Genomic DNA, 24,256 nt, shown 5'->3' with positions numbered 1-24,256 from the left:
AAGCTGATGATTGCGTCAGCTAGCGTTTATTGAAGTTCTTAGCAAATTAATACCATGGTTGAAAAATCTCGGAATATTCCTACATTTATGGCATTCCGATTCAACACAATTCACCATAGAACAATAGAAATTTCGACGAAAGGAAGAAGGTACGAGTGAAACCAACAGATATCGAAAATCCAGAATATTTTCATAAAGTGGTTGACTGCCAATATGCCTGTCCAGCGCATACTCCAGTGCCCGAATACATACGATTAATAGCTCGTGGTCGTTATTCAGACGCCTATATGCTGAACTGGGAATCCAATGTATTTCCTGGCGTACTGGGCCGAACTTGCGATCGCCCTTGCGAACCTGCTTGCCGTCGCGGTCGTGTTGATGAAGAACCGGTCGCCATTTGCCGCTTAAAACGTGTCGCCGCCGACTTTAAAGAAGACATTAAAGATCGCCTGCCCAGTATCCCGGAAAAGAAAAACGGTAAACGCATCGCGCTTATTGGAGCAGGACCAGCCTCCTTGACGGTTGCCAGAGATCTTGCACCTCTCGGTTATGAAATTGAACTATACGATGCACAAATCAAAGGCGGCGGTTTTATGCGCAGCCAAATCCCTTCATTCCGTTTGCCTGAAACTGTGCTTGATGAAGAAGTAAATTACATACTTGATATGGGTATCTCAACCCACTTCGATCATTATGTTTCCAGCTTAAAAGAGATTCTAGATAAAGACTACGACGCTGTTTTTATTGGCACAGGCGCGCCACAAGGACGCGATCTGAAAAAGCTACCCGGTCGTGAAGCCGGCGACGCCAACATACATGTTGGTATCGAATGGTTAGCCAACGTTGCCTTCGAACACACCAAGTCGATTGGTGAAAAAGTACTGGTATTAGGCGGTGGTAATACCGCTATGGATTGCTGTCGAACCTCGAAGCGTATTGGTGGCAAAGATGTTCGTGTTGTTGTGCGCAGTCCAAAGTCTGAAATGAAAGCGTCTCCCTGGGAAATTGAAGACACCGAACACGAAGACATTCCCATTTATGAAAATCATTCACCGAAAGAATTTGTCACAGAGAACGGCAAACTGGTTGGAATGAATTTCGAAAAAGTCGAAGCGGAATACGACGAAAATGGTAAGCGTAGCTTAAAGCCCACTGGCGAAATCGTTTTTATGGAATGTGACGATGTGTTAATGGCCATTGGCCAGGAAAATGCCTTCCCCTGGATCGAACGAGACATTGGCATCGAGTTTGGTGAATGGGACATGCCGGTTGTTGACGAAACAACATTTCAATCAACCAACGCCAAAGTATTCTTTGGTGGCGATGCAGCCTTTGGTCCGGAGAATGTCATCACGGCGGTGGCCCATGGTCATCAAGCTGCCGTTTCAATCGATTTAATGTGTAACGGTATCGACGTTAAAGAACGCCTTGAGCCAGGAACTAATTTGGTCACTCAAAAAATGGGATTCCATGAGTGGACCTACGACAGTCCTGTGACCGATGACGACCGCTTTGTTGTTCCTTTAGCTGACAAAATCAAATCGCTCAGCGACCGCAAAATGGAAGTGGAACTGGGTTTTGATCTGGAACAAGCTTACAACGAAGCCCAACGCTGCTTAAACTGCGACGTTCAAACCGTATTCACCACCGACAAATGCATTGAGTGTGACGCCTGTATCGATATTTGCCCAACCGATTGCATTAACTTTATTCAAAATGGCGATGAAGACGACCTTCGTAGTCGATTAAAAGCACCGGCGGATAATAAAGAACAAGATCTCTATGTTTCTTCCGATCTAAAAACCGGTCGAGTAATGGTAAAAGATGAAAACGTTTGTTTGCACTGTGGACTTTGCGCAGAGCGCTGCCCCACAACTGCATGGGATATGCAGAAATATTTATACAATGTAACGAAAGCAGGAAAAGGTAAAGAGGCAGGAAAAGCATGCGCAAAATAGAAGCTGTAAACGACTTTGTTATAAAGTTTGCAAACATCAATGGTACTGGATCAGCCAGTGCCAACAATATGTTTGCCAAGTCGATTTTTCGATCCGGTGTGCCTGTTTCACCAAAAAATATTTTTCCGTCAAATATTCAAGGGCTACCCACCTGGTTTGAAGTTCGTATCAACGATAAAGGTTATATGGGGCGTCGTGGTGGTGTTGATTTTATGGTGGCAACCAATGGCCAAACCATGAAACAAGATTATGATGAAGTATTACCCGGCGGGTATTTTCTTTACGACAACACCAAACCATTGCCACCTATTTATCAACGCACCGATATCAACCTTATTGGCATCCCTTTGACGGATATCTGCATCAAAGAATACCGAGATCCCCGTCAGCGCCAGTTATTCAAAAACATAATATATGTGGGCGCTCTGTCTTACTTACTGGATATTGAATTCAATGTTTTTCAGGAACTGGTGCAAGATCAATTTAAAGGTAAAGAAAAACTGATTACGCCAAACATTCATGCATTGGAACTGGGTTATCGCTACGCAAAAGAAAACTACACAGAAACCTGCGCAATAAAAGTTGAAAAACGCGATTTAACCAAAGGGAAAATTTTGGTGGATGGCAATACAGGTTCGGCATTGGGGGCTATTTACGCCGGTGCCACTGTAGCAGGTTGGTACCCTATTACACCATCTACCTCCGTGGTCGATGCATTTGAAAAATATTGCAAACGCTTAAGAATCGATCCCTCAAGCGGTATGAATAATTTTGCCATTATCCAGGCTGAAGATGAACTTGCCGCCATGGGTATGGTACTGGGTGCAAGCTGGAATGGTGCCCGTGCATTTACTGCCACATCGGGTCCGGGTGTCTCTTTAATGGCTGAGTTTCTTGGGCTCGCCTACTTTGCAGAAATACCAGGTGTATTAATTGATGTGCAACGAACTGGCCCATCCACAGGCATGCCAACCCGTACACAACAATCCGATGTGTTACCGGCAGCCTACGCCTCTCACGGCGACACCAAACATATTTGTTTGTATCCGGCCAACCCAAAAGATTGTTTTGAAATGTCACATCAGGCATTTGAACTTACCGAATACTTACAAACACCGATTATTATTTTAAGTGATCTTGATCTGGGCATGAACGATAACATCAGCGATGAGTTTGAGTGGCATGATGATACCTTGATGAATCGCGGCAAAGTGTTGTCCGAAGACGAACTGGAAAACATGAGCGAACGTTGGGGACGCTACCTTGATCTGGATGATGAAGGCATTGGTTACCGAACCATACCCGGCACTCACCCAACCAAAGGCAGCTACTTTACCCGGGGTTCATCACACGACGAATACGCAGCTTATACCGAAAGTTCCGAAGCCTATGTTCGTTCAATGAAACGCCTGGAAAAGAAATGGGAAACAGCAAAGAGCATGGTGCCTGCACCTGTTGGTCATAAAGCAAAAAAGAAAGCCAATATAGGCGCCATTTTTTACGGCACCTCAACCGATGCATCTTTAGAAGCACTGGATCAAGCTGCCAACGATGATGTGCATATTAATGGCTTACAAATAAAAGCCTTTCCTTTTAACAACGACGTTAAACAATTCATCGATGATCATGATTATGTGTTCATGATCGAACAAAATCGTGATGGTCAAATGAAGTCGTTGCTGGTTAATGAATTGCAAATCGATCCAAACAAAATTGTATCCATACTGAATTACGACGGTATGCCCATTACAGCAAGCTTTATTGTGGATCAACTCAATAACGTTTTGGATCAAGCCAAAGTTACACCGCTGCAAGCGGAACAGGGGTAATAGAAAATGAGTTTTATTCGTCCTAACATCCGACACCCTCAGTTACCGGTCAATGACATTGGCTTTACCCGTGCCGATTACGAAGGTGCTTTATCAACCCTTTGTGCAGGTTGCGGTCACGACTCCATCAGCGCTTCAATATTACAGTCTTGTTTTGAGCTGTCGATTGAACCACACAAAATCGCTAAAATGTCCGGAATCGGTTGTTCATCAAAAACTCCGGCCTACTTTTTAGGCAATTCTCACGGTTTTAATTCGGTTCACGGTCGCATGCCTTCGGTTGCCACCGGAGCCAATATGGCCAATCGTGATCTGGTTTATATTGGCGTATCGGGCGATGGCGATACCGCTTCTATCGGCATGGGCCAATTTGCTCACGTTGTGCGTCGTAACCTGAACATGGTTTATATAGTCATGAACAACGGTTGCTACGGCCTTACCAAGGGGCAGGATTCCGCCACAGCAGACAAAGGCTCCGCCAGCAAAAAAGGCGTGCCTAATCCTTATTCGAGCATCGACCTGTGTGAAACCGCCATTCAGCTCGGCGCCGGTTTTGTGGCTCGGTCATTTTCTGGCGACAAAGAACAATTAATTCCATTGATCAAAGCCGCAGTTTCTCACCGAGGCTTTGCACTTATCGATGTGGTCTCGCCCTGTGTTACTTTCAATAACACCCCCAAGTCGACCAAAAGTTACGATCACGTTCGTGAGCATATGAACGCAACAGGAACCTTTGATTTTGTCCCATTAAAAGATGAAATCACCACGCAATACGAACCGGGTAAAACAGAAGAAATTACACTGCACGATGGTTCCGCCATTCGTTTGCACAAAGCTTCAGAAAACCTGGACTTTTCAAGCCCTCGTTCGGCCATGAATGAAATTGAAAAGTACAAAGAAAAAGGTGAAGTGTTAACAGGATTACTCTACCTTAATCCTCAAACACCCGATACTCATGAACTCTTGGGTACCACCAGTAAACCTTTAAACAGTTTGTCGGATAAAGAACTTTGCCCGGGCAGTGATGTGTTGAAGTCGATTAACAGCAGTTTTCAATAAATAAGACTCAACACTCTTTTACATAAAAAACGCGCTTTACAGCGCGTTTTTTTATGTTTAAATTTTGAATATTTTTTATCGCTTTGATGATTGATTTAATCGTCTTTCAAACTCTGCAAGTTTTGCTTCAGTTTATTTAACGCATCGACTGAAAATCCATCATCGTAAAAATAATTTACGGTTCCCGAATCATCCAACAGAATAACTCTGGCATTATTGGGATTTATATTACCGGTAAACTTCTGCAACATTTCGCCATCATCATAAACAGTAATGACTCCCTTCCATAATGATTTTGGGATCCCTTTGCGCATGCCTTCATTAATTTGAGTTTTAAAGAATTTAGGAAACATCCCCTGCATGGTAGGTACTTCATACACGTCGACTTTCGTCTTAGTCATATCCAGACCAATAAGCCAGCGATCGATATCAAACTGAGCGTTTTGTACAAAACCTAATAAAAGAACCGATGGCTCATTCGCCAAATCGGCAGGTAGATTGATATACCTTTTCTCCAGATTCTCACCTTTAACGGAAGGAAACGTTTCACCGACAGGATTTTTATTCGAATAACTTGTGGTACAGCCCATTAAAAGCGCACACAGTATAAGGGAAACGAAATACGGAAGTTTAAACACAAACCTATCAATTGGCATGCTGTTAATCCTTACTGTTTATTTAGTTCATATTTTTACGAAGAATTTAAACGAGTGGATCGACAAATTGTCATTCGTTAAGCAAGGCACTAATTTTTTACAGTAGCTATAAAAAAGCCGACAGAGCGTCGGCTTAAGAGAAATTGGTCGGAGCGAGAGGATTTGAACCTCCGACCACTTGCACCCCATGCAAGTGCGCTACCAGGCTGCGCCACGCTCCGAATGTATATTTATAACAAAGTATTTAGCATCAACGCCATTCTGACTTTGTTAAAGGGAGGCGCAATAATAACGATTTACACAAAAAAAGCAATCCTTTTTCGAGGATTGCTTTTTGCTTTAAATATCTGTGAGTTTGAATAATATCAACTGGTTACAAGGTATACACAATTGGTTGAAGAATGTTACGAACGTAAAATTCTGACCACATCTTCCAGTTCATTAATCAGCAGTTTAACGGTTTCTCCGGATAATCCAGATGAAGCATTACTGCCTTCTTCTTCTGACTCAAGTTGCTGACGAGCGCCGCCAATAGTAAAGCCTTTGTCGTATAGAAGTTCGCGGATCTGACGGATCACCATCACATCTTCGCGTTGGTAATATCGCCGATTACCTCGTCGTTTGACTGGACGCAGCTGAGGAAACTCTTGCTCCCAGTAGCGCAGTACATGAGGCTTAACCTGGCACAGATCACTGACTTCACCAATGGTGAAGTAGCGCTTGGCCGGTATCGGCTTTAATTCGTTATTGTTGCTCGCTTCCAGCATACGCCTCTACCCGGGCCTTAAGTTTTTGTCCTGGTCGGAATGTCACCACACGACGCGCAGAAATTGGAATTTCTTCACCGGTTTTTGGGTTACGACCCGGGCGTTGATTTTTATCCCTGAGATCGAAATTACCAAATCCGGAGAGCTTAACCTGCTCTCCTTTTTCCAGTGCGCCTCGCACCTCTTCAAAAAACGTTTCTACCATTTCTTTGGCTTCACGCTTATTGAGTCCTAACTCCTCGAATAATCGCTCTGCCATGTCCGCTTTGGTCAATGCCATAAACAACCCCTTAAGGTTTAATCTCTCAACACGGCTCCAAGTTGTGTTTCGAGCTGTTTTACGGTTCGATCAATTATCGCGCTGACTTCAGCATCTTTTAGCGTTCGCGTAGCATGCTGCAAAATCATAGCTAGCGCAACACTTTTCCTACCAGAGCCAACACTCTCGCCACGATAGATATCGAATATATTTATATGTTTTAGTAGATTTCCAGCTGTTTGTCTAATTAAATCAATAAGTTGCGCAACATTAACTTGCTCATCAACCACAATAGCCAAATCACGTCTAATCGAAGGATATCGCGACAGTTCGACGAACTTAGGCAATTTTTTCTTGATAATTGCGTTTAAATCTAGTTCAAACAGGTATAAATCTTGCTCTAACCCTAATGATTTTTTCTTATTAGGGTGCAGTTTGCCAATCCAGCCAACTGCTTTTTCACCCTTGTATATGCGCGCCGACTGTCCCGGGTGCAAACTTGGATGAGATTCTAATTTAAACAGATAACTGTCTGAATTTACAGTTAATTTTAATAATGACTCTAAATCGCCCTTTAAATCGTAAAAATCCACCGGTCGATCGGTACCTTCCCAGTTCTCACCTTTATGGGCACCACCAATTACTCCAGAAATTGTCGGGATCTGCTGTAAGCCACTCTCGTGGTTTTCGAAGCGTAATCCAGTCTCAAAAAACTTTACCTGCTCCTGCTGGCGATTAAAGTTGTATTCGGCCGCTTTAATCAGCGCAGGCCATTGCGAGGTTCGCATCACCGATAACTCGGAGGATATCGGGTTTAACAGCTCAATGGCGGGTACATCGGGATTAATCAGCTGTTGCAGCTCTGGCTCCCCAAAACTGTAGGTAATGGCTTCCTGATAACCGCGAGCCACCAGTAACTGACGAATTTGTGATTTGCGAATGCGATGCTCAGGTTGCTTGACCATGGTCATTTCGCTTTTAGGCGCGCGCGATGGCACACGATTGTAACCATAGACTCGAACCAGTTCTTCGATCAGATCTTCTTCAATACTGATATCAAAGCGGTAGCTGGGCACCGTGACTTGCCAGCCAGTATCCGCAGGTTCAAGCTGCATACCCAGTCGCGTCAAAATGTCTTCGACTTGTTGATCAGTCAGTTCAATACCCAATAAGCGACTGATTCGTTGACGGCGCAACTGCACAGGTTGTTTCACCGGCATATGTTGTTTGCTGCACTGATCAATCACAGGCCCGGCTTCACCGCCACAGATGTCCAGTAATAGCTGGGTTGCCCGTTCCATAGCGGCCACTTGCAACTGGTAATCGACACCCCGCTCAAAGCGGTGCGAAGCATCGGTGTGCAGCCCATAACTGCGGGCTTTACCGGCCAGCGCAATGGGCTGGAAGAAAGCCGCTTCCAACAGCACGTCTTTCGTGTCACGGTTAATGCCCGAATGCTCGCCGCCCATAACTCCGGCAATCGCCAATGGTTTCTCATGATCAGCAATCAGCAAGGTGTCGCTGGTTAATTTAACGTCTTTTCCATCAAGCAATGTCAGGGTTTCATTTTCATTGGCGTAACGGACGTTGATGCCGCCTTTAAGCTGATTCAAATCAAACGCATGCATCGGGTGGCCAAGCTCCAGCAGCACATAATTGGTAATATCAACGGAAGGCTCAATGGCCCGGATCCCGGCGTATTCCAGTCGCTGCTTCATCCAATTTGGCGTTTTGGCGTTCAAGTTAATGTTGCGAATCACTCGTCCCACATATCGGGGGCAGGCTTCTGGTGCTTCTAGAGTGATTTCGAAGGTATCATCAATAGATGATTTAACCGCTGTGCAAGCCACTTCTTCAACGTCTACTGCGTTTAATACGCCAACGTCTCTGGCAATCCCGCGCATGCCCAGACAGTCGCCTCGATTAGGTGTTAAGTCCACTTCAATAACGGTGTCCGAAAGCTGAAGATGCTTTACCAGCGATTCACCAATTTTTGCCGAGGCATCCAGCTCCATAATGCCGTCACTCTCTTCAGAGATCTGCAATTCCTTTTCCGAACAAAGCATGCCAAAGGATGCAACGCCACGCAGTTTGGCTTTTTTAATTTTAAAGTCACCGGGTAATACAGCACCAATGGTAGCTACAGCCACTTTAATACCGGCTCTTGCATTGGGTGCGCCACAAATGATCGAGAGATTTTCATCTGCATTCACATTCACTTCACAGACTTGTAACTTATCGGCGTTAGGGTGTTGCTCTACCTTGACGATTTCACCAACCACAACACCGTTCAACTCATCACCAAAGGTTTCAATGGCATCGACTTCTAATCCAGCCATGGTTAGCTGTGCTGCTAATTCATCGGTTGAAATATCCGGGTTTACCCATTCGCGCAACCATTTTTCACTGATTCTCATTACTCTGTTCCGTATTTTTTCGAGGGTAACGTCGCACCCTTTGTTTAATTCTTGATTCAGTTATCGAACACTGACTAAATGCGTTTTATTAACTTTAATGATTGTTATTAACTTTAACGAATTTTATTTTTCTTTAACGATTGTTATATAGCGCTTTAATTAAACTGCTTTAAAAAGCTCAGGTCATTTTCAAAAAATAACCGTAAATCATTAACGCCATATCGCAGCATGGTGAGTCGCTCAACCCCCATACCAAACGCATAACCGGAATATTTTTCGCTGTCGATACCGACCGATTTCAGCACATTAGGATGCACCATACCGCAGCCTAAAATTTCCAACCAACCGGTGTGACTGCAGACACGACAGCCATCGCCATTACACATAACGCATTGAATATCGACTTCGGCCGAAGGCTCTGTGAAAGGGAAATAGGAAGGCCGGAAACGAACATCCAAATCTTTCTCAAAAAAGTTCTTTAAAAACTCATCCAACACACCTTTTAAATCGGCAAAACTGGTGTGTTCATCCACCAGCAAACCTTCGACCTGATGAAACATGGGTGTGTGGGTTAAATCGGAATCGCAGCGGTAAACACGACCCGGGGCAATGATCCGAACAGGCGGTTGTTGTTGTTCCATGGTACGGATTTGTACTGGCGAAGTATGGGTACGCAACAACAGTGATTCACTAAAGTAGAAAGTATCGTGCATGGCTCTTGCCGGATGATGTCCGGGAATATTCAACGCCTCAAAGTTATGATAGTCGTCTTCAATTTCCGGCCCCTCTTCCACACGAAAACCAATTTGCGAGAAATACTCTTCAATACGTTCCAGGGTGCGATTAACCGGATGAATACCACCCAAAGCTGTGTCTCGCCCCGGTAAGGTGACGTCGATGGTTTCTTTTTCAAGCTGTTCGGCAATACGGGCTTGGTCGAGCTGTTCTTTGCGAGCATCCAGTGCCTGTTGCACACTTTGTTTCGCCACATTAATTTTTTGACCAAACTCAGGGCGCTGCTCTTTTGGCAACGAGCCCAACTGTTTCATCTGTGACGTGATCAGGCCTTTTTTGCCCAGATACTCAACCTTAACCTGCTCCAGTGCCTGCAGATCCGTTGCCTGCAACACTGCTTTTTTGCCGTCTTCAACAAGACTTTCTAACGATGACATACCATCTATACCTTTACATCAAACCTAATTTGGATAGAGCCTCACGCCATTCACTGAGTTTGATTTAACACGCAGCAGTTAATCGCTCGACTCTTGATAAAATATTTACCATTAAAACTTTATTAATAAAATACTAAGGGTAAATCTCTTATACCTATTGTATCTATACGTTGTTGTATCTATACGTTGCCGTACCTATTTACTTTTCTATTTATCCGCTTTCTATTGATCAATAAAAAAGGGGAAGGACAAAAGCCCTTCCCCTCGTAAGGATCCCAAAAATTCTGGAATTATGTCTTACTTACGCAGACAGGGCAGCTTTAGCTTTTTCAGCCAGTGCTGCAAAAGCGGCTTTGTCATAAACCGCAATATCCGCAAGGATTTTACGATCCACTTCTACTGACGCTTTTTTCAGGCCGTTAATGAAACGGCTGTAAGACAAACCGCACTCACGGCTGGCAGCGTTAATACGCTGGATCCATAAGGCACGGAATTGACGCTTGCGTTGACGACGGTCGCGGTAAGCGTATTGGCCTGCTTTGATTACGGCTTGCTTTGCAACGCGAAATACACGACTGCGAGCACCGTAATAACCTTTAGCAGATTTTAAAACTTTTTTATGACGTCTGTGTGCGGTGACACCACGTTTTACTCTTGGCATGGTTCAACCCTCCACTTATAAGTACGGTAACTGACGGTTAAGCTGAGCAACATCAGCTGGCGCAATCATTTTCAAATGTCGAAGATGACGCTTACGCTTAGAGCTCTTCTTAGTCAGTATGTGACGTAAGTGAGATTGGCCATGTTTGTAGCCACCTTTGCCGGTTTTTTTAAAGCGCTTGGCTGCGCCGCGATCGGTTTTGATCTTTGGCATGGTAATACTCCGCATTTGTTACCATTGTTTAGTCCGTTTTAAAGGCACTAAACGAATCTGTTGGCCGCAAAACGTAATAAAACGTCTTACTGTTCTACTGCGCGCAACAGCGTTATTGTTTGGAAAACTCTATAAGTTGAGCCTTCCCCATGTTATCCCAGGTCGGTTGCGAATAGACCGCAAGGGATGAAACCAGCTACGAGTTTCGAGTGACGAGGTTTGAACTTTACGCTCGTAACTCGCTGCTCGCGACTCGTAACTGAAAGTAAACCTTCGTAAAACGAAAGTTTACTTTTTCTTTTTGGTAGGCGCGATAACCATAGTCATCTGACGCCCCATCATGGTTGGTCGAGATTCAACCTCACCATATTCTTCCAAATCTTTTTCAACACGTTTTAGCAACTCAATACCCAGTTCTTTATGAGCCATTTCTCGCCCACGAAAACGTACGGTAATCTTTGCTTTATCGCCGTGCTCCAGAAATTTGATGAGATTACGCAATTTAACGTTGTAATCACCAATATCGGTGCCCGGACGAAACTTAATTTCTTTAATCTGTACCTGCACCTGCTTTTTCTTTGCAGCCGCTGCGGCCTTTTTCTTTTCAAATAAAAACTTACCGTAATCCATGATACGGCAAACAGGAGGATTGGCATCAGGAGAAATTTCAACCAGATCAAGTTCGGCCTCTTCCGCCACTTGCAATGCATCTCGACTGCTCATTACGCCAGCTTGTTCGCCATCGGCGTCAATGAGTCGTACTTCTTTTGCTGTAATTTCTTCGTTTAAACGCTGCGACCGTTGTGGACCGCTTTTGCCTTTTGGACCTTTAATAATCCTACTCCTCCAGATTGTTTCTACCTAATAGCGCAATGCTCTTTTCCAGTTCAGTTTCGAACTCTTCAATGGTCAAGCTACCAAGGTCAACCCCGGCTCGTGTACGGACAGCAACTTTTCCTTGCTCCATCTCACGATCACCCACCACTAACAGATAAGGGACACGCGCTAAAGTATGCTCGCGAATTTTAAAGCCGATCTTCTCGTTTCTCAAGTCTACTTTCGCTCTAAATCCTTTATTTTTCAAAGAATTCACTACTTTTTGTGCAAAATCACTCTGATTGTCGGTAATATTCATAACAACCGCCTGAGTTGGCGCCAGCCAAGGCGGGAATTTTCCGGCGTATTCTTCAATCAAAATACCGATAAATCGCTCCAAAGAACCCAAAACGGCACGGTGGATCATCACCGGCGTTTGCTTTGTACCGTCTTCGGCAACAAATTCGGCGCCTAGTCGACCCGGCATGGAGAAATCAAGCTGAACCGTACCGCATTGCCAGACCCGATCCAGACAATCGCGTAATGAAAACTCGATTTTAGGCCCGTAAAAAGCCCCTTCACCGGGTTGCAGTTCATACTGGATTTCTTTCGACTTTAAGGCTTCCGCCAATGCCAGTTCCGCTTTATCCCAGATATCATCGCTGCCAACACGCTTTTCGGGGCGAGTCGAAAGCTTAATTTCGATGTTATCGAACCCAAAATCGGCGTACACCTGATAAATCATATCGATCAATACTGAAACTTCGCTCTGTATTTGATCTTCAGTACAAAAAACATGGGCGTCGTCCTGCGTAAAACCACGGACGCGCATTAAGCCATGCAATGCACCCGATGGCTCGTTGCGGTGGCAAGAACCAAACTCGGCAATTCGCAATGGCAAGTCACGATAGGACTTAAGTCCTTGATTATAGATAAGAATATGACCCGGACAGTTCATTGGCTTTACCGCATATGTGCGGTTTTCCGACTCAGTGGTAAACATATCATCCTGGAATTTTTCCCAATGACCGGATTTTTCCCAAAGACTGCGATCCAGTACTTGCGGTGCTTTCACTTCCTGATAATCGTATTTGTGTAAAACGTCACGAATATAGGCTTCCAGTGTTTTGAAAATCGACCAGCCGTCATTGTGCCAGAACACCATGCCGGGGGATTCTTCCTGAAAGTGAAACAAATGTTGTTGTTTTCCCAGTTTACGATGATCGCGTTTTTCCGCTTCTTCCAGGCGGTGCAAGTATTTCTTTAAATCTTTTTTATTGGCCCAGCAGGTACCGTATATTCGTTGCAACATCTCGTTGTTGGAGTCGCCGCGCCAGTAGGCACCCGATACCCGCATCAGTTTAAATGCCTTTAATTTGCCAGTACTCGGTACATGGGGGCCGCGGCACAAGTCGATAAAATCGCCCTGACGATACAATGAAATATCTTCGTTGGTTGGAATGCTGGCAATAATTTCGGCTTTATATTCTTCGCCCATATCGCGAAAAAACTTCACCGCTTCATCTCGCGGCATTACCGAACGCTCTACCTGAATATCCTGTTTCGACAGCTCGCTCATTTTCTTTTCGATGGCTGCCAAGTCTTCCGGTGTAAACGGACGCTCGTAAGCAAAGTCGTAATAAAAACCGTTATCGATCACCGGCCCAATGGTGACCTGAGCTTCGGGAAACAACTGCTTAACAGCCTGAGCCAATAAATGAGCGCAGGAATGACGTAACACTTCCAGGCCATCATCGTCTCTGTCGGTAATTATGCCCAAATCAACATCATCGGTGATGGTGTAAGAGGTATCCACTTCTTTACCATTCACTTTTCCGGCAAGCGCGGCTTTCGCCAGACCCGGTCCAATGTCATTGGCCACATCAAAAACGCTTACAGGGTGATCAAAACTTCGTTGACTGCCGTCAGGCAATGTAATTACTGGCATAAATAACCTATTAAAAACAATCTCAGATGTAATTTGTAACGGTTGAATGTTCCAGAAACACGCTCTAAGTAGCCTGTAACAAGCGGCAACAGAGGCATTTTGTTCCCAAAACGAAAAATAGCAGGCAATTTTATATCAGAGAGCATCCCTTGGCTAGCAAGGGATTAGAATAAAGACAAACAAAGCGCAGAGTATTAACCGGCATTCACCGAACGTCCACGGCCAATGCCGTAATAAGCAATGCCCTTTTCTTCGACTAATGCCGGATCATATAGATTACGACCATCAATAATGACCGGATTATTGATTAACTGCTTAATCAACTCAAAATCAGGCGCTCTAAACTGTGTCCATTCGGTGCAAATCACCAGCGCATCGGCATTACGCAACGCGGCTTCTTTAGTACCCACCAGTTGCAAGTCGTCTCGATGGCCGTAAATCCGCTGGGCTTCATTCATGGCTTCAGGATCAAACGCCTGTATTTGAGCCCCCGCTTCCCAGGCAAGCTCCATAAAGCGGCGACTTGACGCTTCTCGCATATCATCGGTGTTAGGCTTAAAGCTTAATCCCCATAGGGCTATGGTTTTGCCCGTTAAATCATTATTAAAATGGGAAGTTATGTATTTAAACAGTTTATCTTTTTGCGCCACGTTTGTTGATTCAACAGCTTCCAGAATCGCTGGTTTATGGCCATGATCATTGGCGGTGCGAATAAGGGCCTGAATATCTTTAGGGAAACAAGAGCCACCATAACCACAACCGGCATAAATAAATTGATAACCGATACGTTGATCAGAACCAATTCCATGTCGGACAGCTTCAATATCAGCGCCTAGTTTTTCCGCTAAATTGGACATTTCATTCATAAATGAAATTTTCGTTGCCAACATACAGTTAGCCGCGTATTTGGTCAGCTCTGCAGAGCGAATATCCATAACAATAATTTTCTGGTGATTGCGGTTATATGGCGCGTACAACTCTCGCATTAACTTTTCGGCTTCAGCATTATCGGTTCCAATAATAATGCGATCCGGGCGTGTACAATCGGCAACAGCAGCGCCTTCTTTTAAGAACTCAGGATTCGATACCACCGAAAACTCAATCAGCTGTTTACGTTTAACCAGCCTCGACTGAATGGCGGCCTTTACTTTATCAGCGGTACCAACCGGAACGGTTGACTTATTAATCACAACTTTTTTACTTTGCATATGCAAAGCAATCGTATCCGCTACCTGTAAAACGTACTTTAAGTCCGCCGAGCCATCTTCATCGGGCGGGGTACCAACGGCAATAAAAATCAAATCACCATGTTCAACAGCTGCTTTGGCATCAGTAGTAAAGTCTAACAATTTGGCGTCGTAGTTTTCCTTAACCATGGGTGTTAAACCCGGCTCATAAATTGGAATAATGCCTTTTTTTAAATTATCGACTTTTTGCTGATCGATATCGACACAGACAACATTATGACCAGAGGATGCTAAGACTGCGCCTTGCACCAAACCAACATACCCTGTTCCAAATACGGTCACTTTCATTGTTCAAAATCCCTGCAAACAGTTATTAAAGTTAAGCTTTGTATTAATAATCACTTATTTAAATTTGAAATGATGGATTTAAATCCATCAGCAATTTCTTCATGCTGTAAACCATATTCCACAAAAGCCTGCATATAACCGAGCTTAGAGCCGCAGTCATGGGATTTTCCGGTAATATGAAAAGCTTCAACTTTTTCCAGTGATAATAAACTGGCAATAGCATCGGTTAGCTGAATTTCGTCGCCGGCTCCGGGCTGCGTTTTTTCTAGTAGAGGCCAAATATTTTTCGATAATATATACCGCCCAACAACCGCCAAGTTTGAAGGGGCTTGTTCTTTCTTTGGCTTTTCTACGATTTCTTCGATAACCGAAGATTGTCCTTTTGTAAGATCATAACCATTGCAATTGACAATACCATATTTATCGACACTGTCATCCGGTACAGGCTCTACCATTATTTGGCTGATGCCTTCTTTTTCAAAGCGCTTAACCATCATTGCTAAATTATCTTCAGCCAGATTTGACTGATACTCATCGATAAGCACATCAGGAAGCACAACCGCAAAAGGCTCACTGCCTACTAGCGGCTTAGCCTTCAAGATTGCATGGCCTAACCCTTTAGCATGGCCTTGTCTGATATGCATAATGGTGACATCTCTTGGACAAATCGACTGAATTTCTTCAAGCAGCTGGCGCTTAACACGTTTTTCCAAGGTTGATTCTAATTCGAACGAAGTATCAAAGTGATTCTCAATAGCATTTTTTGATGAATGAGTAACCAGAATAATTTCCGTTATACCTGCGGCGGCACACTCATTCACGATATATTGAATAAGCGGTTTATCCACAATGGGTAACATTTCTTTAGGAATAGCTTTGGTCGCGGGCAACATGCGTGTACCGAGACCTGCAACAGGTATTACCGCCTTGGTAACTTTATTTCCATCCATAGATATTAGCCTTTGTCTTAAATTACAGAATTTAAACGATTATCGCATAAATAATGAAAAAAATAAGTACCCTCATACAAATCGAAAAGAATTATTCACTTTTTGTCAAATCGGCTTTTTGACTATATCGTCAAATCCCAAAACTGAGGAATTAACAAAAGCGCTACACAGCCAACCAGTATACTTAATGGGATGCCTAGTCTTAGATAATCACTAAACCGGTAGCCCCCCGCACTGAACACCATCAAGTTGGTTTGATACCCCATAGGTGAAATAAAGCTGGCTGAAGCGGCTATCATAATAGCGATGGCGTATGGGATTAAATTGTAACCCAAAGCCCCCACTATTCCTGACACAAGAGAGTATGAGATTACCGCAGCTGCATTATTGGTAACCATCTCTGTCAAAATAACCGTTATGATGTAAACAGCCACCAGCAATGCCAAGGGATGATCGCCAAAAGCGTCGAGTATTGAGCCAGCCATTAACTCTGCACCTCCCGACTCATTTAAAACTTTACCGAGTCCAAACGCCATAGCTATGGTGAGTAACACCTGAAGATCGAGGCTTTGTTTTGCACGGCCAAAACTTATACAGCCGAATAAAATCATGGCAGCAGCCGAGCAGATTGCACTAACGACTATGGGAACAACGCCGGTGACCGCCAACCCAATCAATATGGCTATGCTCAGCCAGGCTCTTTTAGCCTTACCTTTTTTAGAAAATGCCAAGTCATCCAAACCACTGACAAGCAAAAAGTCACGAGAATAATAAAACTGTTCAACAAAACTTCTTCTTGCCAGCATCAATAAAGTATCGCCAGGTCGTAAAATGATATCACCTGTTTTCATTTTTACCCGTTGGCCGTTACGAACGACGGCAATAATAACGGCGTTATAACGCTTTCTAAATTGTCCTTGCTTTACTGATTGCCCAGATAATGGGTTGTGTTGTCCGACAACAGCTTCAACTATACGGGCCCGGCCAGTGTTACCGGTTAATTTAAACACCTGTTTTTCTGCTAGCTCGAGCCCATTAATGTCCAGTAAATCGCTGATTGAATCAGCTAAACCGGTAAATATCAACCGATCATTCTCTACGAGTTTAGTTGCAGGCCCAACAGCAGCCATGACTAAATCGCCGCGAATAATTTCAATTAAATAAAGGCCGTGTAAGTTTCTTAACTCTGCTTGTTCGAGTGTTTTGCCAATTAAAGGGCTATCAGGCTTTACAATCATTTCAACACTGTACTCTCTAAGCCTACCAAGTGCTTGTCGAGGCGTGTTTCTGGGTTTGATATATTTATGAAAAACAATCAAGTAACCGATGCCTAAAATTGTAATCGGCAGTCCGATCACACTTATATCAAAAAAGCCCAGCTGATCTTTAAAGCTGGACTGTTGTATAAAGCCATAAATTAATAAATTGGTACTGGTGCCAATTAGCGTGCAAGTACCACCCAGAATGGCAGCATAACTGAGCGGCAATAAAAAGCTGCTATTGCTCCAGCCTTTCTGTTTACACCAACGAGAAACTTCGGGTATTAATGCAGCAACAATGGGCGTGTTATTTAATACAGAACTTAATAATGCGACAGGTGCCGTTAACTTTAACACCCCTTGAGGTTTACTTTTTACACCACTGGTAATTATCGATAGCAGAGGCTTAAGAGCACCACTTTCTCTTACGCCTGCGCCAATAACATACAAACATCCCACTGTGATTAATCCAGGGTTTGAAAAGCCCGATAGGGCTGACTCAACGGACGTGACTTGAGCGAGTAATAATATCAGCAGAGCACCGCCAAAAATCAACTCTGGCTCTAAACGGGTCCACAACAGTAATAAAAAACAAACAGCAATGGCGAACAATACAATATAGGCATCCATACAATGTAACTCACAAATCATTTCAATAGGCTGGCACTGGTTAACTTAAACTATGATCACTGTCTTTAAATTATGCTCATTGCCATAAATCAAAAAAGCCGGACAAGCCGACTTTTTTGTAAACAACCACAGGTGTAAAAACGGACTATTTGATATAACCCAGCCCTTCTAACTTTAATAATATTCGCTGCGCCGCTTCATCGGGAGTGCACGCTATTGTATCGATCACAAGTTCTGGTGCTTCTGGCTCTTCATAAGGATCACTTATACCGGTAAATTCTTTTATAATGCCTTTACGAGCTTTTGCGTATAACCCTTTACGGTCTCTACGTTCACACTCTTCTAGCGACGTGGCGACATGAATTTCAATGAAACCACCTTCTTGTTCGATCATCTGACGTACTTCACGACGAGTTTCTCGATAAGGCGCAATCGGTGCGCATATGGCAAAACCGCCATTTTTAGTAATTTCACTCGCCACATAGCCAATCCGCTGAATATTGATGTTGCGGTGCTCTTTACTAAAACCAAGTTCACTGGATAAATGCTTTCTGACCAAATCACCATCAAGTAGCGTCACTGGCCGATTACCTATTTCCAGTAGTTTAATCATCAATGCATTAGCAATGGTTGATTTGCCAGCGCCAGATAGGCCAGTAAAAAAGATAGTAACCCCTTGTTTATGACGAGGCGGCTTCGTTTTGCGCAGTTCTTCAACCACGTCAGGATAAGAAAACCAGTCGGGGATCTCCAAACCTTCGGCAAGACGACGTCTTACCTCTGTGCCTGATATATTTAAAATGGTTAGGCCTTCATCCACATCGTCTACAGGCATATATTCAGCTTTTTCCTTCACATACACCATCATCTGGAATGGCACCATTTTAATGCCAAGCTCATTTTCATGCTCTTTTAGTAATTCCTGCGCATCATAGGGTCCATAAAAATCGTTACCCTGAGAATCTTTACCGGGCCCGGCATGATCTCGCCCCACGATTAAGTGCGTACAACCATAATTTTTACGAATAATGGCGTGCCAGAGTGCCTCTTTCGGCCCCCCCATACGCATTGCCAATGGCAATAAGCTCAGCATTGTGGTTTGCTCTGGGTATTCCTTTAAAATGTGTTCATAACAACGCACTCGGCTAAAATGATCAATATCACCCGGTTTTGTCATACCAACCACTGGATGTATTAACAGGTTAGCTTCTTCCTGTTTAGCGGCTCGAAAGGTTAGTTCCTGATGAGCTCTATGCATTGGATTGCGTGTTTGAAAAGCAACCACTTTATTCCATCCCCACTTTTCAAACTTCGCTCGCAGTTCAGCAGGCGAATCGCGTAAATGCTTATAATCGTAATGTCGCGGTAATTCCAAGCCCGTAATACGACCTCCCAAATAAACCTCACCGGACTGATTAAATAAATAATCAACCGCTGGGTGTAATCTATCTTCGGTACCATAGACACGATTCGCTTCCAGTGCTTTATCTGGCGTCCATTTATCAGATACTTGCAAAAGCGCCAAAGCGACCCCTTCCTGATCACGCAGCACTACCGAATCATCAATGTCTATGCTTTCAGCAAATTCTTTCGTCACATCCAATGTGATGGGTATAGGCCACAAAGTACCATCCCTTAAACGCATCATTTCCAGTACAGACTCATAGTCTTTTTGAGTCAAAAAACCCGTTAAAGGTGAAAAGCCTCCATTTAATAGCAGTTCCAGATCACAGGTTTGTCGCTGGGTTAAATCCCATGAACGAAGCTCTGAAAGTTTAATTTTTGAGCTTTCATTTATAGCTGGCTCGATTAATTCGACCAGCACTCCACCGTGAGGGCGTAATAAATTTGTCATGTTATTCCTGTAGCTTTTGCTCTTAATTACAAAATGTAGATATCAAGGTGTTTGATATACTAACGAGCTCTAGGTGGAAAATAGAATGATTAAAAATTATATGTCTATAACAGAATCTGCACATGTCAACTTTAACGGCTAAAAGTCGTTAAAGTTGAATCGAATCATAACTATTAATTTAGAATTTATAGATATTTTTTAGACTCTTTACTATAATCTGCACCTTAAAAAGGATAACAGAGTCACAAAATAATTTAGGATTTTCATGGAATCGGCGTCTTTGCTTCAATCAATACAACATTTTGAAACCTTTATGGCATTTTTTATGGTGCTGGCTTTAGTGCCTGTTTTCCGTCGTTTTGCTCCAATGGTGGGACTTGTTGATCATCCTGGTGGACGTAAAAAACACGCAGCCCCTGTGCCTCTAGTGGGTGGTGTAGCCATCTACACAGCATTTATGGCAACGGTGTTATTTAATGGGCTCTACACCGGTTTTGAAGGTCTGATTTTTGGCTCTAGTACGCTATTTTTACTTGGTTTAATTGATGATCGTTTCGATATTAGTGCTGCGTTACGATTTGTTCTTCAAGCTATCATTATATCCATTGCGCTATCTTTAGACAGTATTTGGCTAACAAGCTTAGGTAACTTCTGGGGAGTGGAGTTTTCGTTAGGTATTTTAAGTTATCCTATAACGGTATTAGCTATCTTAGGTGTTATTAATGCTATCAACATGTTAGACGGCTTAGATGGTCTAGTGTCTGGCGTGGTAATGTTGATACTATTTTTCACTCTGGGTACAGCTTCCATTAATAACAATGCTATAGCTCCTTACACTACTACTCTACTAGGAGCCGTCGTTGGCTTCTGGCTTTATAATTATCGCTTCCCCTGGCGAGAAAAGGCCAGTGTTTTTATGGGCGACTCAGGTACTAATTTACTAGGTTTTATACTCCCTTACCTAGCCATTCATCTTACTATTGCTTCAGCTACCAACAATCCAATAAAACCAGCCTATATATTATGGTTATTCGCTTTACCACTTTGGGATATATCAGCCGTTGTTCTTAAGCGAATAAAAGAAGGAAAGTCACCATTAAAGGCCGGAAGAGATCATATCCATCATATTTTACTTAATCACGGTTTAAATGTGAGACAGGCGGTATTATTTATCTATGGGATCACAGCACTATCACTTTCGCTAGGTACTTCTCTTGTTTACTTTCAGTTTGGTGCCGTAGGACTTTATTTAAGCTTTGCTTTTGCGCTGTATATTTATGTAGAGAGATTGTTTAAGTACGATAGGAAAGAATCCATGGCTAAGATCGTCGAAATGAAACCAAATACTGAGAAAAAGTTCAATACAAATGCATAGCTAAAGTTATTCCTTAATTAATTTATTTAAAACCCCCTCCATTTTGACAGCAGAATATTCTCTAGAGAACTCCTGAGAAGCCTTAGCACTTGCAATGGAGTATGATCTCAACGTTTGCTTATTTTCATAAAGATCAAATACTACATTCGTTAGTTCTTCTGGGGTCTCTGGCCTAACAATAACTCCAGCACCTGCTCTCTCAATTATTTCAGTTGCCTCTCCGACTGGAGCAGTAATTATAATAGGAATTCCCATTCCCATAGACTCAAATATTTTTGATGGGATCACCGTTTTAAACAACGGTGTATCTTTCAAGCTAATAAGGGAAATATCACACAAACTCCAAAGTCGTGGCATCATATGTTTTGATTGCCTTGGTATTGAAACCACATTGGTCAAGCCACGAACTTTAATTTCATTGTCCAAGGATTCCTTTGCAGCCCCACCACCTGCAAAAATAAAATGTATTTCCGAATGTTCCATCAATGACTCTGCAGCATCAAGTACTTTGTCTAAAGCATGTGCCAAACCATGAGTACCAACGTAACCGACAACGAACTTATTCTCTAAATTAAATTCTCTACTAAGCTCAGCATCCTTTGCGCTTACTGGACTGTATAGAGATAAGTCCACCCCATTAAGAACTACATCTATTTTACTTATATCGATACCACGTCTTACCAACTCATCTTTAAATGAATGAGTGACCGAGATGATTCGGGTTGCGCGACGATACAAAAACATCTCGAGCTTTTCAAGCAATCGAATAACAATGGTTTTATCCATCGCACCAACAGCTGTAATCGATGCTGGCCATATATCTCGCAATTCAAAAACAAAGGGCTTTCGTCTTATTGCCGATAAAGCCCAGGCACTACAAGCAGTAAAAAACTGAGGTGAAGTACCGACTATCACATCAGGCTTTTTTACAAAAAGACCTGCAAAAAAACTAGTTACCATAAATGATAAAAAATCAAGAGTGCGTTTAACAAAACCTTCGTTTGCAGTAATATAGGTTTTCACTCGGCGAACTTCTATTCCATCAATATTTTCTTTTTGATACCACTCATTTTGGTAACCTTCAAAGACCTTTCCCTCTGGAAAATTTGGTACTCCAGTAATAATAGTTACCTTATGACCATTTTTAACCCACTCTCTCGCATGCTCATAAGTTCGCGTAGCTGGAGCATTACCCTCAGGCGGAAAGTTATCTGTTAAAAAAAGAATATGCATATTACTTAGTAATCCACGAAAACTGTATGATATTTTTGCTGCCTAAAAACTCAAGTTCTATGCATTGATTTTCTTGCATAAGACCAAAGCCAGGGTGCCATGTGCTACGCACAAGATTAGATTTATGAGCCTCTATGTTAGCGCGCATCTCAAAGTGCTGACCAGTAATAATAAGCTCATCGTTCTGCATAAACACATCAAGTCTCGGATGCAAATAAAAGCGAGCTACTGCTATTTTAAACTTACCCGCAAGCGTATCTTCAATTCTCAGAGCATTAGCCTGTAACTTTAAAACACGCTTGTGAATTGGGCCATTAAAGATCTTTTTATACCCATTGTGTTTAGCACTTAAAACTGCAGAAGATCCTAGAATTTCTGCATTTCGTTCGATCACACGAGCTCTCTTTCCGACACGAAACCCGCTCCAAACTTGTGATGAATCAGTACAATCTACTTCGACCGTATTATGCGAAAATGTTTTGCGTTCATTGATACGCTTTTCACCCAAACCATATTGCGATGTACCAGAGTTAACAAAAACACGTTCCTCTCCGATAGAAAACTCAAAAGACAGGGTATCAGCATGAGCATGTCCCGGAATGTAATCGGGCCCGACATTCGCAGCGTCAAAAATTAATTTATTTCCACTGTGGCTTGCAATCATATAACCAGAAGCCTGTGAATCAATAGCCTGAAGCTTATTAGGATCAAATGAAGGAATACTGAAACCAAGCTTATGTGCATAGCGCTCAATTCGCACTTTTTCTGGCGCAATACCATCTACTGAATCATTAAAAAAGGACACCCCACTGTCAGTGTGAGCCATAAGGTTCATAAAGAGCAGCATTTTTTTAATCTTGGCTTTCAGCATATCGATAAGTGCCGTTGGCACTTGTTCAGTGTACGCACTTGCCAAGTTATATATGTCAAGCATATCTACCAGTATCAGAGAGTGATACATTGGCGACAGCTCAAAGTTAGCACCATCGTTTAATGTTTGCTCAGGAATTTCTTTGAATAAGCCATTTACAGCAATATTAAACCAACGCAAGTTGCTAAATACCACACCGGCGAACAACAGTGCTTTCAGATTGACAAAATAATGGTTTCCTAAAAGGTGTTTTTCTAAATCATTGGAAAGATAACTTGCTTGAGCATACAAACTTTCAAAATGACTCTGCTCAAGTGGCAAGCCTGCTTGAAAGGCTTTTAAAATATTAGAAATACGTAAAGAAATTGGATATGGCTCCCAACCATTACCGTGTCCCTCAGCGTTTTGTGATTGCCATTTATCTAAAAGTTCAAGGTGAAATGAATATTTCTCATCTGCCGATGACGCAAGCAAATCTTCAAAGTAATGTAAATTGTATACCCAAAGTTTACTATAAGACTCATCATTCCAGTCACGTGGCAAGTCGAGATATTTACTATAGTTTAAAAACGTAGCTCTAAAGTCAGTCGTTATTTTTTCATCATAAAGTGATACGTTTACAAACCGCTCGTTCCGCCTAGGCAATTTACCTATAAGACGTTCAGTTACCTTAGGCTTGACTAATTTACGATAAATACGAAAGTAAAGCTGAGTCCACTTTAAGTATTTAAGCGTATTAAAAACTAATAAGAGCTTTTTCATTGATAAAACAAAGGGAAGGAACCTCCCTTCC

General features: G+C 42.9%; 19 protein-coding genes and 1 tRNA gene. 4 read left to right on the top strand and 16 right to left on the bottom strand.

The annotated features are described in order from the left end of the window. Positions 1 to 155 precede the first annotated feature (155 nt). The 3 genes from C8D97_RS09590 to C8D97_RS09580 are packed head-to-tail and all read left to right on the top strand — an operon-like array spanning position 156 to position 4,846. Positions 156 to 1,958, top strand: a complete 1,803-nt coding sequence (locus tag C8D97_RS09590; protein WP_109763557.1) for an FAD-dependent oxidoreductase — start codon at positions 156 to 158, stop codon at positions 1,956 to 1,958. Next, positions 1,946 to 3,787 (top strand): 2-oxoacid:acceptor oxidoreductase subunit alpha, encoded by a 1,842-nt coding sequence (locus C8D97_RS09585; RefSeq protein ID WP_109763556.1) that lies wholly within the window; start codon positions 1,946 to 1,948, stop codon positions 3,785 to 3,787. The genes C8D97_RS09590 and C8D97_RS09585 overlap by 13 nt, the downstream gene beginning before the upstream one ends. Before the next feature lie 6 nt (positions 3,788 to 3,793). Beyond that, the gene (locus C8D97_RS09580) at positions 3,794 to 4,846 is read left to right on the top strand and encodes a 2-oxoacid:ferredoxin oxidoreductase subunit beta (RefSeq protein ID WP_109763555.1); all 1,053 of its coding nucleotides are present in this window, start codon (positions 3,794 to 3,796) and stop codon (positions 4,844 to 4,846) included. Positions 4,847 to 4,941: 95 nt separating this feature from the next. Here the strand turns inward: C8D97_RS09580 and C8D97_RS09575 are convergent, their stop codons facing one another. From C8D97_RS09575 to C8D97_RS09510, 14 genes are all read right to left on the bottom strand, one after another. After that, complete coding sequence (locus C8D97_RS09575) at positions 4,942 to 5,436, bottom strand: hypothetical protein (RefSeq protein ID WP_210204903.1); 495 nt, start codon at positions 5,434 to 5,436, stop codon at positions 4,942 to 4,944. 210 nt (positions 5,437 to 5,646) lie between these two features. Next, positions 5,647 to 5,723, bottom strand: a tRNA-Pro gene (locus tag C8D97_RS09570). Between the two features lie 183 nt (positions 5,724 to 5,906). Then, entirely contained in the window at positions 5,907 to 6,269 is a 363-nt protein-coding gene (locus tag C8D97_RS09565; protein ID WP_109763554.1) for a MerR family transcriptional regulator, read from the bottom strand. Beyond that, positions 6,247 to 6,549, bottom strand: a complete 303-nt coding sequence (gene ihfA, locus C8D97_RS09560; protein WP_109763553.1) for an integration host factor subunit alpha — start codon at positions 6,547 to 6,549, stop codon at positions 6,247 to 6,249. The genes C8D97_RS09565 and ihfA overlap by 23 nt, the downstream gene beginning before the upstream one ends. A gap of 17 nt (positions 6,550 to 6,566) precedes the next feature. After that, positions 6,567 to 8,945: a phenylalanine--tRNA ligase subunit beta gene (pheT, locus tag C8D97_RS09555; protein WP_109763552.1), complete on the bottom strand. Its 2,379-nt coding sequence runs from the start codon at positions 8,943 to 8,945 to the stop codon at positions 6,567 to 6,569. A 155-nt stretch (positions 8,946 to 9,100) separates the two neighbouring features. Further along, on the bottom strand, positions 9,101 to 10,117 hold the full coding sequence (gene pheS / locus C8D97_RS09550; protein WP_109763551.1) for a phenylalanine--tRNA ligase subunit alpha: 1,017 nt from the start codon (positions 10,115 to 10,117) through the stop codon (positions 9,101 to 9,103). Positions 10,118 to 10,418: 301 nt separating this feature from the next. Next, complete coding sequence (gene rplT, locus C8D97_RS09545) at positions 10,419 to 10,778, bottom strand: 50S ribosomal protein L20 (protein WP_109763550.1); 360 nt, start codon at positions 10,776 to 10,778, stop codon at positions 10,419 to 10,421. A gap of 15 nt (positions 10,779 to 10,793) precedes the next feature. Beyond that, positions 10,794 to 10,991, bottom strand: a complete 198-nt coding sequence (gene rpmI / locus C8D97_RS09540; protein ID WP_109763549.1) for a 50S ribosomal protein L35 — start codon at positions 10,989 to 10,991, stop codon at positions 10,794 to 10,796. Between the two features lie 288 nt (positions 10,992 to 11,279). Further along, the gene (infC, locus tag C8D97_RS09535) at positions 11,280 to 11,825 is read right to left on the bottom strand and encodes a translation initiation factor IF-3 (protein ID WP_109763548.1); all 546 of its coding nucleotides are present in this window, start codon (positions 11,823 to 11,825) and stop codon (positions 11,280 to 11,282) included. A 4-nt stretch (positions 11,826 to 11,829) separates the two neighbouring features. Next, entirely contained in the window at positions 11,830 to 13,755 is a 1,926-nt protein-coding gene (thrS, locus tag C8D97_RS09530; protein WP_109763547.1) for a threonine--tRNA ligase, read from the bottom strand. Positions 13,756 to 13,949: 194 nt separating this feature from the next. After that, entirely contained in the window at positions 13,950 to 15,290 is a 1,341-nt protein-coding gene (locus C8D97_RS09525; RefSeq protein ID WP_109763546.1) for a UDP-glucose dehydrogenase family protein, read from the bottom strand. Positions 15,291 to 15,340: 50 nt separating this feature from the next. Then, entirely contained in the window at positions 15,341 to 16,240 is a 900-nt protein-coding gene (galU, locus tag C8D97_RS09520; RefSeq protein ID WP_109763545.1) for a UTP--glucose-1-phosphate uridylyltransferase GalU, read from the bottom strand. Between the two features lie 122 nt (positions 16,241 to 16,362). Next, complete coding sequence (locus C8D97_RS09515; RefSeq protein ID WP_170115203.1) at positions 16,363 to 18,129, bottom strand: SLC13 family permease; 1,767 nt, start codon at positions 18,127 to 18,129, stop codon at positions 16,363 to 16,365. Between the two features lie 145 nt (positions 18,130 to 18,274). Next, positions 18,275 to 19,984 carry a bifunctional sulfate adenylyltransferase/adenylylsulfate kinase gene (locus C8D97_RS09510; protein WP_109763543.1) on the bottom strand — a complete coding sequence of 570 codons (1,710 nt, stop codon included), beginning with the start codon at positions 19,982 to 19,984 and terminating at the stop codon, positions 18,275 to 18,277. Between the two features lie 265 nt (positions 19,985 to 20,249). Between C8D97_RS09510 and C8D97_RS09505 the strand changes: the two genes are divergently transcribed. After that, positions 20,250 to 21,359 carry an MraY family glycosyltransferase gene (locus tag C8D97_RS09505; RefSeq protein ID WP_109763542.1) on the top strand — a complete coding sequence of 370 codons (1,110 nt, stop codon included), beginning with the start codon at positions 20,250 to 20,252 and terminating at the stop codon, positions 21,357 to 21,359. 6 nt (positions 21,360 to 21,365) lie between these two features. On the opposite strand, the gene C8D97_RS09500 is transcribed toward C8D97_RS09505, so the two are convergent. Both C8D97_RS09500 and C8D97_RS09495 read right to left on the bottom strand, forming a co-directional pair. After that, positions 21,366 to 22,592 (bottom strand): glycosyltransferase family 4 protein, encoded by a 1,227-nt coding sequence (locus C8D97_RS09500; RefSeq protein ID WP_109763541.1) that lies wholly within the window; start codon positions 22,590 to 22,592, stop codon positions 21,366 to 21,368. A 1-nt stretch (position 22,593) separates the two neighbouring features. Continuing rightward, complete coding sequence (locus C8D97_RS09495; protein WP_109763540.1) at positions 22,594 to 24,225, bottom strand: heparinase II/III family protein; 1,632 nt, start codon at positions 24,223 to 24,225, stop codon at positions 22,594 to 22,596. Between the last annotated feature and the right edge of the window lie 31 nt (positions 24,226 to 24,256).

It is taken from the genome of Pleionea mediterranea, from assembly GCF_003148745.1.
GTDB classification, from domain to species: domain Bacteria; phylum Pseudomonadota; class Gammaproteobacteria; order Enterobacterales; family Kangiellaceae; genus Pleionea; species Pleionea mediterranea.
Note: the sequence above shows the minus strand (reverse complement) of the source record. Positions and strands in the feature narration are given on the sequence as shown.